This window comes from Lentzea kristufekii (assembly GCF_033949925.1).
Taxonomy (GTDB): domain Bacteria; phylum Actinomycetota; class Actinomycetes; order Mycobacteriales; family Pseudonocardiaceae; genus Lentzea; species Lentzea kristufekii.
This window is the reverse complement of sequence record NZ_JAXAVV010000006.1, coordinates 90,978-103,752: the sequence shown is the minus strand read 5'-3', so window position 1 is coordinate 103,752 and position 12,775 is coordinate 90,978. Positions and strand designations below refer to the sequence as shown.

6 protein-coding genes and 1 pseudogene are annotated in these 12,775 nt (G+C 71.2%); 2 read left to right on the top strand and 5 right to left on the bottom strand.

Annotated features, from left to right (window positions below; all coding sequences use genetic code 11):
• Positions 1–6: 6 nt before the first annotated feature.
• The 3 genes and pseudogenes from SK571_RS14410 to SK571_RS14400 all read right to left on the bottom strand — a co-directional run.
• Positions 7–7,500 (bottom strand): annotated as a pseudogene (locus tag SK571_RS14410) (amino acid adenylation domain-containing protein); the annotation flags it as partial.
• Positions 7,501–7,554: 54 nt separating this feature from the next.
• Entirely contained in the window at positions 7,555–8,829 is a 1,275-nt protein-coding gene (locus SK571_RS14405) for a serine hydrolase domain-containing protein (RefSeq protein WP_319984556.1), read from the bottom strand.
• A gap of 523 nt (positions 8,830–9,352) precedes the next feature.
• Positions 9,353–10,777 (bottom strand): FAD-dependent monooxygenase, encoded by a 1,425-nt coding sequence (locus SK571_RS14400; protein ID WP_319984555.1) that lies wholly within the window; start codon positions 10,775–10,777, stop codon positions 9,353–9,355.
• A gap of 102 nt (positions 10,778–10,879) precedes the next feature.
• Between SK571_RS14400 and SK571_RS14395 the strand changes: the two genes are divergently transcribed.
• Positions 10,880–11,461 (top strand): TetR/AcrR family transcriptional regulator, encoded by a 582-nt coding sequence (locus tag SK571_RS14395; protein WP_319984554.1) that lies wholly within the window; start codon positions 10,880–10,882, stop codon positions 11,459–11,461.
• A gap of 44 nt (positions 11,462–11,505) precedes the next feature.
• On the opposite strand, the gene SK571_RS14390 is transcribed toward SK571_RS14395, so the two are convergent.
• Complete coding sequence (locus SK571_RS14390) at positions 11,506–11,649, bottom strand: hypothetical protein (protein ID WP_319984553.1); 144 nt, start codon at positions 11,647–11,649, stop codon at positions 11,506–11,508.
• Between SK571_RS14390 and SK571_RS46375 the strand changes: the two genes are divergently transcribed.
• Complete coding sequence (locus SK571_RS46375) at positions 11,593–11,787, top strand: helix-turn-helix domain-containing protein (protein WP_406601983.1); 195 nt, start codon at positions 11,593–11,595, stop codon at positions 11,785–11,787. The two genes, SK571_RS14390 and SK571_RS46375, sit on opposite strands and share 57 nt — an antisense overlap.
• 39 nt (positions 11,788–11,826) lie before the next feature.
• Here SK571_RS46375 and SK571_RS14385 read toward each other — a convergent pair whose 3' ends face one another.
• A complete protein-coding gene (locus SK571_RS14385) occupies positions 11,827–12,705 on the bottom strand; it encodes a hypothetical protein (RefSeq protein WP_319984552.1) in 879 nt (292 codons plus the stop codon).
• Positions 12,706–12,775: the final 70 nt, after the last annotated feature.

Sequence of the window (12,775 nt, the reverse complement as noted above, 5' to 3'; positions counted from 1 at the left end):
TGGTCCTCAGAGTTCGTTGAGGGAAGCGGTGTGCTCGAGCTCGCGCAGGATCAGTTCCTCGACGAGGTCGGCAAGTGCGGCGACGGTCCGGGCGGACAGCACGTCGCGTGGGCTCAGATCGACACCGAACGCGTCGCGCAGCAGCGAGGTGACGTGCATGCCGCGGATGGAGTCACCACCCAGCGCGAAGAAGTCGTCCTCGGCACCGACCCGGCCGACACCGAGCACCTGGGCCCAGATCGAGGCGACGGCCTCCTCGGCCGGCGTGCGCGGCGGGACGTGCTCGGCCGGCGTCCACTCGGGATCGGGCAAGGCGCGCCGGTCGAGCTTGCCGTTGGGACTCAACGGGAACTCGTCCAGCCGCACGATCGCGGACGGCACCATGTAGTCCGGCAACGCGGCCTCCGCGGCCTTGCGCAACGCGTCCACGTCCGGCGTCGTGACGTAAGCGATCAGCCGTTCGTCCCGCACGACCACGACGGCATCACCCAGCACGGCCTCGATCTCGCCGAGCTCCACGCGCAGCCCGCGGACCTTCACCTGGTGGTCGGTGCGACCCAGGTACTCGACGGAGCCGTCGGGCCGCCACCGGGCGAGGTCACCGGTGCGGTACATGCGCGTGCCCGCCGGACCGAACGGATCGGCGACGAACCGCCCGGCCGTGAGTCCGGGCCGGTTCAGATAACCGCGGGCCAGCTGGACGCCCGCCAGGTACAGCTCACCCGGCACACCCGGCGGCACCGGCCGCAGCTCGGGGTCGAGCACGCGCAGGGCGGTGTTCCACACCGGCTTGCCGATCGGCACGACGTCCGCGCCAGGGCAGGTCGCCCAGCTCGTGACGTCCACCGACGCCTCGGTCGGCCCGTACAGGTTGTGCAGCGGCACGTCGATGGTCTCGTACCAGGCCCGCACCAGATCAGGCGGCAGTGCCTCGCCGCTGCACAGCACCCGCCGCAACCCCGTGCAGCCCTTGGCGGCGGGCTCGCGCAGGAACGCGCGCAGCATCGACGGCACGAAGTGCACGGTCGTGATCGACTCGCGCTGGACGAGGTCGGCCAGATAGGCCGGGTCGCGATGGCCCTCCGGCTTGGCCACCACCAGCGTGGCGCCGGCGATCAGCGGCCAGAAGAACTCCCAGACCGAGACGTCGAAGCTCGCCGGTGTCTTCTGCAGCACCCGGTCGTCCGGGGTGAGCCCGTACTCGTGCTGTGTCCACAACAGACGGTTGACGACGCCCCGGTGCGGCACGACCACGGCCTTGGGCCTGCCCGTCGAGCCGGACGTGTAGATCACGTAGGCCGGGTGGTCCGGCGTCAGGACGATCTCGGGTGCCGTGGACGGGTGGCCGGAGGCGTCGAGCGGTGAGTCGACCACGAGCACCGGGCCGGCGTCATCGATCATGAACGCGACGCGTTCGGCGGGCAGTTCGGCGTCGATCGGGAGGTAGGCCGCACCCGCCTTGAGCACGGCCAGCAGCGTCACGACCAGGTCGATCGACCGCGGCAGGGACACGGCGACCACCCGTTCCGGACCGGCGCCCTCGGCGACCAGCCGGTGCGCCAGGCGGTTCGCCCGCCGTTCCAGCTCCGCGCCGCTGATCGACTCTCCTTCGAACCGCACGGCCTCTTCAGCGTGGGGAGCCAGCAGGTCGAGCAGGGTGCGGTCCGGCACCTCGTGCGCGGTGTCGTTCCACTCGACCAGGACGCGCTGCCGTTCCTCCGCCGTGAGCAGCGGCAACGCACCGACCTGCCGGTCGGCGTCCTCGGCGATGCCGGTGAGCAGCACGCGCAGGTGGTCGCCGAGCCTGCGCGCCGTGGTCTCGTCGAACGCCGCCGGGTCGTACCCGAGCAGCACGGTCAGCTCGGTGTCCGGGTAGACCGTGGCGCTGAGCGGGAAGTTCGTCGTCTCCACGGCTCGCAGGTCGCGCAGCGGCAGCCCCTGCGCCGGGTAGTTCTCGAACACCAGCACGCTGTCGAACAGGTTCACCCCGCCCTCGACGCCGCTCCAGGTGCGCAGGTCGGTCAGCGGCACGTGCTCGAACCGCCGCGCCTCGACCTGCGCCTCCTGCAGGCCGCGCAGCCACGCCGCGACCGGCGCCCGGTCGTCCACGGCCACGCGCACCGGCAGGGTGTTGATGAAGATCCCGGTGATGTCGTCGACGCCGGGCAGATCGGCGGGCCTGCCGGACACGGTGGCGCCGAAGCACACGTCGTCCCGTCCGCCGTAACGGGCGAGCAGCACGGCCCACGCGCCCTGCACGACCGTTCCCGGCGTCAGCCGCTGCTCGCGGGCGAACGCGTACAACGCGGCGGACTCCCCGGCGGACAAGGAGATCCGCAGGTTCGCCGTGGTGCTGGAGCCGTGCTGCCCGGACGGTGTGCGGTCGAACGGCAGCGGCGTCGGCTCGGTGAAGCCTCCGAGCACCTCGCGCCAGTGCCGCTCGGCCGGCTCGTCGTCCTGGTGGTGCAGCCACTCGACGTAATCGCGGAACGGCGGCCGGTCCGCCGGTTCGCCGAGAACGTCGGTCAGCACCTGGAAGACGCTCCAGCCGTCGAGCAGCACGTGGTGGAACGTCCACAACACCTGCACCTCGCCCTCCGGCAGGCGGGCCAGCGTCAGCCGCATCAACGGCGCGGTCGCGAGGTCCATGCCTTCAGCCCGGTCGGACTCCAGCAGCGCCCGCAGCAGTTCCTCGCGATCCCCTCGGGTCCAGTCCAGATGGCGGATCGGCACCGGTGCCTGCGCGTGCACGACCTGCACCGGCTCCGGCACGCCCTCCCAGACCACGCTGCTGCGCAACACCGGTGTGCGGTCCACGACCCGTTGCCACGCGGCCGCGAGCTCGTCCGGGTCCGCGGTCACGACGAAACTGGTCTGCTGCACGTACACGCCGTCGAGGGAGTGGAACACCATGCCCGCCTGCATCGGCGTGAGCGGGTAGACGTCCTCGACGTGCGGCAGCGCGATCCGGTCGCAGGACGCCTGGTCCAGCCGGGCGAGCGGGAAGTCCGACGGTGTGCGGCCGCCGGCGTCCGGCTGCGCGCAGTGGTGCGCGATGTCCCGCAACGCCACCAGCATCTCGTTCGCCAGCCGCGTGATCGTCGCCTCGTCGTGCAGGTCGGTGCTGTAGAACCAGGTCACCTTGAGCTGGTCGCCCTCGACGCGGCTGACCACGTCGATGGCGTGCGGGCGCGGTGCGTCCGGGTCGGCGTCGAGGTCCATGCCGCGCTGGTCTTCTTCGAACCGGCCGAGGTGGTTGAACCCGACCTCCGGCGTGACGTCCGGCAGGCCCTCGCCGGTGAGGTACCGCAGGGCTCCGTAACCGATGCCGCGCCTGGGGACCGCCCGCAGCTGCTCCTTGACCGCCTTGAGCGTCTCGCCCCAGCCCGCTTCCGGCACGTCGAGGGCGATCGGGAACATCGAGGTGAACCAGCCGACCGTGCGGGACAGGTCGACGCCGTCGAACAGCTCCTCGCGGCCGTGGCCCTCCAGTGCGACGAGCACCCGCGGGGAACCGGTCCAGCCGCTCAGCACGCACCCGAGCGCGGCCAGCAGGACGTCGTTGACCTGGGTTCGGTACACGGGCGGCACCTCGCGCAGGACGCGCCGGGTGTCCTGTTCGGACAGTCGAACCGTGACACCGCGCTGGGAAGCGGTGGTGCCCGTCTTGGAGCTGCCACCGGTGAGCTGCTCCCAGTGCGCTCGTTCGTCGTCGAACCCGCCCGCTCGGGCGTGGCCGACGAGCTGGTGTGCCCACTCGCGCAACGAGGTCGTCTTCGGTGGCAACGGTTCGCCGCGGTAGGCGGCGCGCAGGTCCTCGGCGATGATCCGCCACGAGATGCCGTCCACGACGAGGTGGTGCGCGGACAACCTGACCTGGCGCGGTGCCACGATCTCCGTCTCCAGCTGCGAGTGCCCGGACGGCTCGATGCGCTGGCGCCAGCCGTCGTCGAACGAGTACCGCGTCCGCAGGGCGTCGTGGTGCGCCACCACCGTGCTGACGGCCCTGGCCAGCCGTCCGGCGTCGACGTCCTCGGCGAAGTCGAGCACCACGGACTGGTGGAACCGGCTGAGCCCGTCGTGGTGGTCGAAGAACCAGTGCTGGATCGGCGTGAGCGGCACGTCCCCGGTGACCGTGCCCTGCTCCGCGCTCGTCCGGCCGGTGGACCGCACGCGAGGAGCCAGCTCGGCGATCGTCTGGTGCTGGAAGACGTCACGCGCGGCCAGGTGCAGACCGGCGGCCCGCGCCTTGGTGACGACGCTGATCGCGAGGATCGAGTCGCCGCCCAGCTCCAGGAACCCGTCGCGCACCCCGACCTGGCCGACGCCCAGCACCTCGGCGAACACCGAGGCGAGCACTGCTTCGACGGGTGTGCGCGGCGCGACGAACCGGGCGCGCTCGATCCGCGGTGTCGGCGGTTGCGGCAGGTTCGCGCGGTCGATCTCGTCGAGCACCACCCACGCCGACGGGATGAGGTAGTCCGGCAGCACCTGGCTCAGGACGCCCTTGAGCTCCGCGGGATTCGCCCGCGTGACGTAGCCGACGAGCCGTCCGTCGTGCACCACCACGTGCGCATCGTCGACCGTCCGGCGCAGGACCTCCTCGACCACCGCCGGGTCGACGCGGAACCCGCGCACCCGTGCCACGTCCTCCGCCTCGCCCGCGAACTCGACGAGGTCCCGGTCCGGGTTCGCGGTGACGGCCTCGCACAGCGCGACGAGGTCGTCGGCCATGCGCTCGATCGTGCTCGCGTCGAACAGGTCGGTGTTGTACTCCAGCGTCAGCGTGAGGTCGTCGCCCTCACCACGGTTTTGGGCAGGCCAGAACTCGGTGACGAGGTCGAACCGCGCGGCCGGCCGCGGCAGCTCGACCTCCTCGGCTGCCAGGTCGCCGAAACCGGTGCGGGTGAGCAGCGGCTGCTGGAGCGCGACGACGGCCTGCACCAGCGGCGTCCGGCTCGGGTCGCGGTCGGGCCGCAGCTGTTCCACGAGCTGGTCGAACGGCACGTCGTCGTGGGCGAACGCCTCCAGCACCGTGTCGCGCACCTGGTCCAGGTAGGCGGTGAACGGCCGCCGGGGGTCGAGCCACGTGCGCAGCACCAGCGTGTTGACGAAGAAGCCCGTGACGCCGTCCAGCTCCGCGCGGTCCCGTCCGGCGTTCACCGTGCCGACCGCGATGTCGCGCTGACCGCTGTGCCGAGCCATGATCACCTTCACCAGTGCGGTGAGCGTCATGAACAGCGTCGCGTCGTGCGCCCGGCCCAGCGTGGTCAGCCGCTGGACGAGCCCGGCTCCCAGCCCGCGCCGCAGCACCGCGCCCGCGGTCGTGCGCAGTGGCGGCCGCACCCGGTCGGTGCGCAGGTCGAGCGGCTCGAGTCCGTCGAGCCTGTGCCGCCAGTAGTCCACCCTCGGCACCGGCTGTTCCTGTTGCCACAGCGCGAAGTCCGGGTACTGCAGGCGTGGCCGTGGCAGCTGGTCGCCCGCGTAGAGCCTGGCCAGCTCGTCGAGCAGCACGGTGACCGAACGGCCGTCGGTGATGATGTGGTGCTGGCACAGCACGAGCACCTGGTCGCGGGTGAGCAGCGCCCGCGTCAGCGGTCCGGTGCGCAGGTCGAACGGCTTCGCCAGCTCGGCCTCCAGGTCGTCGACGAGCTCCAGCCGCACGGTGCCGTGCGGGCTGATCACCTGCACGTCACCGTGGACGGTGGTGCGCAGCGCGTCGTGCCGGGCGACCAGGAGGTCCAGTGCGTGCTGCAGCCGGGTGCGGTCGAGCGAGCCGGTCAGCCGCACGCCGACGGCGGTGTTGCTGTCCGGTCCTTCCGCGCCCTGGAGCCGTTTCTGCGTGCGGGACAGCGGCACCGGTTGCCCGGTGTGGGTGGGCGCGATCTCGGCGGGTCTGGCGTCCGGCAGCACCGCGGCCAGTGCCGCGACCGTGCGGTGCTCGAACAGCGCGCGCAACGGCAGTCCGCCGCCCAGCAACGCCAGCGTGCGCATGGCCAGCACCGAGTCGCCGCCGAGCTGGAAGAAGTCGTCCTCGGGGCCGACCGCGTCGAGCCCGAGCACCTCGGCCCAGACCTGCGCGACCCGGTGTTCGGCAGGCGTGCGCGGGGCCGTGGCCGTCACCGCGCCGCCCGACGGCTCTGGCAACGCCGATCGGTCGAGCTTGCCGTTGGGACTCATGGGGAACGCGTCGAGGACGACGAACGCCGACGGCACCATGTGCTCGGGCAGCCTGGCGGCGACCAGCGCGCGCAGTTCGGCCCGGTCGGCCTCGCCGGTGACGTAGGCGACGAGGCGCTTGAGCCCCTGGTCGGAGCGCGCGACGACGACCGCTTCCCGCACACCGGCGTGGTCGCGCAGCACCGCCTCGATCTCACCGGGCTCGATGCGGAACCCGCGGATCTTCACCTGGTGGTCGGCGCGCCCGACGAACTCGAGCACGCCGTCGCGCCACCGCACGACGTCACCGGTGCGGTACAGGCGCCCCGGTCCGAAGGGGTTGGCGACGAACCGCTGCGCGGTGAGGCCCGGCCGGTCGAGGTAGCCGCGGGCGAGACCCGTGCCGGTGACGTACAGCTCTCCCTCGGCCGCCGGCCGCAGGTCGTCGTCCAGCACGTGGGCGACGGTGCCGGGGATCGGCGTGCCGATCGGCGGGCTGCCACCGGGGGTGAGCGGCTCGCTCCACGTCGACACGACCGTGGACTCCGTCGGCCCGTAGGCGTTGATCATCCGCCGGCCGGGCGCCCAGCGCTCGACCAGTTCGGGCGTGCAGGCGTCACCGCCGACGATCAGCGTGCGGAAGTCGGGCAGCGGGACCTCCGGCACGGTCGCCATGGCCACGGGTGGGATCAGCGCGTGCGTGATCCTGTCGTCCCGCAGCACCTCCGCGAGCTGCTCGCCCAGCAGCGGGCCCTCCGGCGGCACGACCAGCGCCGCGCCGGATGGCAGCGCCATGCAGAGCTCCAGCACCGAGGCGTCGAAGCTGGGGGAGGAGAACTGCAGCACCCGGTCGCCCGGCCGCACCTGGAAGTGCTCGATCTCGGCGCTCGCGAAGTTCGCCAGCCCGGCGTGCGTGACGACCACGCCCTTCGGCCGCCCGGTCGAACCGGACGTGTAGATCACGTACGCGGGGTGCGCCGGGTCGGCCTCGACCTCCGGATCGCTGTCCGGCATCCCGCTCGTGTCCACCGCGGACTCGAGGGTGAGCAGCGGCGCCGCGTCGCGCAGCATGAAGCCGATCCGCTCGGCGGGATAGGCGGGGTCGACCGGGAGGTAGGCGGCCCCTGCCTTCAGCACGGCGAGCTGCGCCACCACGATGTCGGCCGACCTCGGCATCCGCAGCGCCACGATCTGTTCGGGACCGGCCCCTCGCTCACGCAACCACCACGCCAGCCGGTTGGCGCGGGCGTCCAGCTCCGCGTACGTGAGCGTGCCCGACGGCGCGATGACCGCGGGTGCGTGCGGGGACGACGCCACTCTGGCGCGGAACAGTGCCGTGAGAAACATGACGGACAGGGCCTTTCCGGGGGATCAGTCGGAAGGGTGAGGGAATGATCAGGCGACGCGGCGGGCGAGCCTGCCGCCCACCTGCAGCCAGCCGATGTCGCGGCCGGGGGAACCGCGCAGAAAACGTCCGGCTTGCGAAGTGTCACCGGTGTCGACGTCGCGCATTCGGAACCGCAGTCCGTCGTAGAGCGTCAACTCGGCGAACGGCTCACCGTCCACGACGAGTCGCAGCGGCGCATTCTCACCCGGCTGCACCGAATACTCGGTGTCGCCGTTGTAGAAACGACCGATGCAGCCCGGCGGTGTCGCCGCCACCCGTTCTCCCAGCTCGCGACAACCGTCGTAGTCACCGACGCCGAGCGCGCGCGCCAATTCGTGCCACATCGCGAATCCGGTGCTGCCATTCGTCGTGAGCGCGACTACGGCGCCGCTTTCCGGATGCACGCGCAGGTGACACGACGTGCCGTCGCCTGTGCCGTCGTGCCCGAACCAGCCGCCCTCGAACAACGCCACGCCGAGCCCCCAGCCATCGGCCATCCCGAACGGTTCCGCACCGTCCACGGGAGTCCGCATCTCACGAAGCTGGGCGTTCTCCACGAGCGTCGGCCCCTCGCCGGCGAGCATCCGCCCGAGCCGCACCAGGTCGATCGCACTGGCCGCGACGGCACCGGCGGGCGCGTCCACGAGCGTGAGCGACTGGTGCACCGGCACGACCCGGTGCCGTTCGGGATTGACCGCGTGCCCCGGCACCGTGTCGTGCACCCCGTCCGGTGCCACCACGAAGTGCGCCTCCACGCCCAGCGGCCGCAGCAACACCGACGACATGGCCTCCCACCAGCTCATACCCGTGACAACCTCGATCAGGTGTCCCGCGGCGCTGTACCCGATGTTCGAGTAGGAGAACCCGTCACCGGGCTCGTGCAACGGGTCGGCGCGGCGCAGGCACTCGGCCACGTGCTTGCTCAACGTCGACGCCGTGACCTCGTCCGAATCGGACGGCAGACCACCGGTGTGGCTCAACAGGTGCCGGACGGTGAGCCGTTCGCTCAGACTCGCGGCAGCGGGCAGGTACTCGGCGAGCGGCTCGTCGAGATCGAGGTCGCCGTCCGACACGAGGAGCATCGCCAGCGCCGCGGTGAAGGTCTTGCTGACCGACCCCACCGGCACGCGCGCGGCCCGCGTCATCGGCGGCCCACCCGTGTGCTGGACGCCGAACTCGACCGAGCGGGTAATTCGGTCGCGGTGCACGGCGAGTTGGGCGCCCGGAATCAGATGGCGTCTGGAGTGTCTTTCCAACAATGGCTGGAGCTGGACTTCGTGCATGTTCCCTCGCAGTACAAGTCGACCCCCAGAGCAATTTCGTCGCATGTTTTGTGTCAGGACTCCGCATTCAGCCGGTTAGTCCGTTCAGAGGTTCGTACGCTGCCAAATCATCATCACACCGTGGGACCGCCAAATGGAGCACGTCCTTGGAGTGCCCCCGATAAGACGCCTTCTTGCGGTCGCCAGTGACGCTCTGTCGTTGGCTGCTGGAGGTCAACCACTCGAACGGGTGGGTTTGGACTGAACCGTCTCGAAAACCCTCTTGAAAAGAGGTGTATTTTTGGAAAATGTTTCGGATACGTATCGTCACACGTCGTCACGGACCGTGCGAATGTCGATATTTCGAGAATTCTGGATGCTGTGAAACGCGCAGAAGCGAGCGGGCTCGGTCCTGCCGAGCACGCCCGCTTCAACTCCACCCGTTCTAGATCACTCGCCGTGACGCTCCTGATCGCCGCCGTTCCAGTCGCTGTGCCGAACGAACCCGGAACCTCCGGCTGTAGGGGCGTCCATCCAGCCGCACCTAGACGGCGACCGACTTGCCCGCCAGCGTCGCGAGCGCGTCCCGCAGCGCGGCCGCGTCCGGGGTGCCGGTGAAGACCTTCGCCACGTAGCCGTCGGGCCGGACCAGAACCGTGTCGCCGCCCGGTTCGGCGGGGGCCGCGACCCGCACGCGGTCTTCCCAGCCGGTGACGTCGCCCGTGCCCACCACCACGAAACGGCCGCCGCGCAGGGCCTCGTACAGCCGGGTGCCGTCGGCGAGGTCCACGTCGGGCATCCGGGTGCCGGTCAGCCGGTGCTCGCCGCCGGGGGCGCGGTAGCGGAAACCCAGCGCGGACAGCCTGCCCGTGAGCCTGCGGTGGATCGCCGGGACGCGCAGCGCGGTGCCGCCGACCAGGCCGCGGAGCGCACGCGCGAAGCGGGACCGCGCCATCGCCAGCCGGATCATCGTGCCGCTGATCCGCAGGACCTCCTCGCCGACCGGGTGCCGTTCCGCCTGGTAGGTGTCGAGCAGCGCGTCCGGGGCGCCGCGGAGCACCGCCGCCAGCTTCCAACTCAGGTTCGCCGCGTCCTGCAGGCCCGTGTTCATGCCCATGCCGCCGGCGGGGGAGTGGACGTGTGCGGCGTCGCCCGCCAGGAACACGCGGCCCACGCGGTAGTGCGGCGCCTGCCGTTCGTCGCTGTGGAAGCGGGACAGCCAGCGGGCGTCGTGCATGCCGAAGTCGGTGCCCAGCGCCCGCCTGGTGATCGCGCGGACCTCGTCCAGCTCCAGCGGGGTGTCGTCGGTGACGTTGGTGCGCCGGTCCCACGCGAAGACCCGCCACCAGCCGTCGCCGAACGGGGCGATGAACGTGAACTCCGAGCCGGAACCGTTGACGGTCAACGTGTCCGGCGGCGTCTCGCGCAGCCGCACGTCCGCCAGCATGATCGACTTCAGGACCGACTTGCCCGGGAACGGCTGGCCGAGCGCCTGGCGGACCGCGCTGTGGAAGCCGTCGGTGCCGACCACGTAATCGGCGCGGTACGTGCCCCCGGTCGTGTCGACCTCGGCGCCGGTGGCGTCCTGGCGCACCGCGGTCACCGCCGCGTCGTGCACGATCTCCACCCCGGCCTTGACCGCCCGCGCCAGCAGTGCCCGCTCCACGTTGTACTGCGGGGTCACCAGCATGTACGGGAACCGGCTCGGCAAGGTGCCGAGGTCCACGTGCACCCGGTCGAACAGCCGGATGTCGGTGACGCGCCCGGCTCCGGTGCGGTCCAGCTCCTCGACCAGCCCGCGGGCGTCGAGCAGCTCCAGCGTGCGGGCGTGCACGGCGAACGCCCGCGACAGGTTCGACACCTGGCCGTCCCGCTTCTCCAGCACCGTCACCGCGACACCGGCCTCGGCCAGGTCGCCCGCCAGCAGCAGTCCGGTGGGACCCGCACCGACCACGATCACCTCGGACATGTCCGTCTCCTTCTGGTCAACGGTTGTTTGCCAACGCTCGTTGGCAAACGGTAGAGCGGCTGGGCTCGACATGTCAACAGGTGTTGGCCTACAGTTGTTGGCATGACGGGCAGCACGGAAACCACCAAGGCGCGCCGCTCCGACGCGACCAGGGCGGCGATCCTCACGGCCGCGCGGGAACGCTTCGCGGCGGACGGCTATGAGCGCGCCACGATCCGGGCGATCGCCGCTGACGCGAACATCGACCCGTCGATGGTCATGCGCTACTACGGCAACAAGGAGAAGCTGTTCGCCGCCGCAGCGGAGTTCGACCTGCGGCTACCGGAACTGACCGGGGTGCCGCGCGAGGAGGTCGGGGCCCGGCTGACCGCCCACCTCGTCGACCGCTGGGAGCACGACGACACCCTCATGGCGTTGCTGCGGGCGGCGGTCACCAACCAGGCCGCGGCCGAGCGGATGCGCCAGCTCTTCGCGGCCCAGCTCGGGCCCGTGGTCGCGGCGCTGGTCGAGGACCGGGCCGAGGCCCCGGTGCGGGCCGGACTGGTCGCCACCCAGGCACTGGGGTTCGCGCTGACCAGGTACGTGCTGTGCCTGCCGCCGGTGGTCGCGCTGGACCGGGCCGCGGTGGTGGCCTGGCTCGGCCCGACGATCCAGCGGTACCTGACCGGCGAGCGGGGGGAGTAGGCGTGCGCTGTCGCTGACCGGCCCGCCCGCTCGGGAAAGTCGCGTCAGTCCGCGGCGCTGCCGGGGAACAGGGCCGCCGCGGCCGCCCAGGCTCGGGGCAGCCCGAACTCGGCGAGGCCGCGGAGGAGGTCGTGGAAGGTCTCCTCGGTGGCGCCGGCCGCCAGGGCCAAGTCCGCGTGCAGTCGCAACGACGTGTCGAGCGTCCGGTAGAAGAACCCCAGGCCAAGCAGGTCCGCGAGATGTACGCAGCCGGTCGTCCGGTGCCGGAGATAGCCGAGGAGATCGGTGTCTCGCGCGCCACCGTCTACCGCTGTCTCAAAACTTAGCGCTTTGATTTTGAAATCAAATCAGAGACTGCGCGGACGTCAAGCGTCGGTGAGGGCGTCCGCGGTGACGTTGACGATCTTCTGCCATGTTGCGGGATCGTCCCGGACGGTCCTGCTCGCTTCCAGGTGCACGAACGTCACCCCGTGCCCGGCGGCCACGCCGCCCTGCTTGTTGCGCCTGCCTTCGAGCTCACCGCAGTCGCGCGCCCACGCCCGGCAGATTCGCAGCGAGCGGTCCAGGCCGTCCGCGATGCGGCGGTGGGCCGACTCGGCCGCACCGGCGCCAGGTGAGATCACCGCGTCCGCGGACGACAGGCTGTCGTCCCCGAAACCGTGCAACTGCACCTGCGGCAGACCTCGCTCCGAGTGTTCGACGGCGAGCGCGTGGAACATCGAGTCGACGCGGTGCGCGGCGTCACCCGCGCCGTTCGCGACCGCGCGGTGCGTGCCGGAGACGGCCAGCACACTTCCGGGGACCTTCCGGAACAGTTCCAGCCCGATCTCGCCGGTGTGCAGGTCGTTCGCCGGGTGCGGTACCTGCAGCGCCACCCGCGCCGGCCGCGTGAGATCAATCATGTAGAGACCCCAGCCGCGCTCCGCGTTCGGTTCGCTCGCGACGATGACGTAGTTGCGACCGGTCTGGTCGTCGGTGCCCTGTTCGACGCTCATGCCGAGTTCCCGCAACGGACCGACGGCCAGCGGCACGTCATCCGGCCGCCCCGCGCTCAGCGTGGCGAGCGCGTCGACGAACGTCCGCCGCTCATCGTCGCTGGGAGGCCGGTACGCGGCGTCCTCCCGCAGCGCTGCCGAGTACCGCTGAACCCGCTCCTGCACAGAGGCCGCGGGGAGCTGGGACGAGGGCTCCTGCCGGTGCCTCGGCATCGCGACGACGACGGCTCCGGCGAGGACGACGGCCACCGCCAGCAAGATCCACCAGTAGCGGGACCTTGAGCCAAAAGTAGTCACTCGGTGTAGTCTATTTCACTCA

Excerpts from the sequence above, each read along its gene's own strand:
- SK571_RS14395 (WP_319984554.1), top strand. The coding sequence starts at position 10,880 with ATGACGGGCAGCACGGAAACCACCAAGGCGCGCCGCTCCGACGCGACC.
- SK571_RS14400 (WP_319984555.1), bottom strand. The coding sequence starts at position 10,777 with ATGTCCGAGGTGATCGTGGTCGGTGCGGGTCCCACCGGACTGCTGCTG.
- SK571_RS14405 (WP_319984556.1), bottom strand. The coding sequence starts at position 8,829 with ATGCACGAAGTCCAGCTCCAGCCATTGTTGGAAAGACACTCCAGACGC.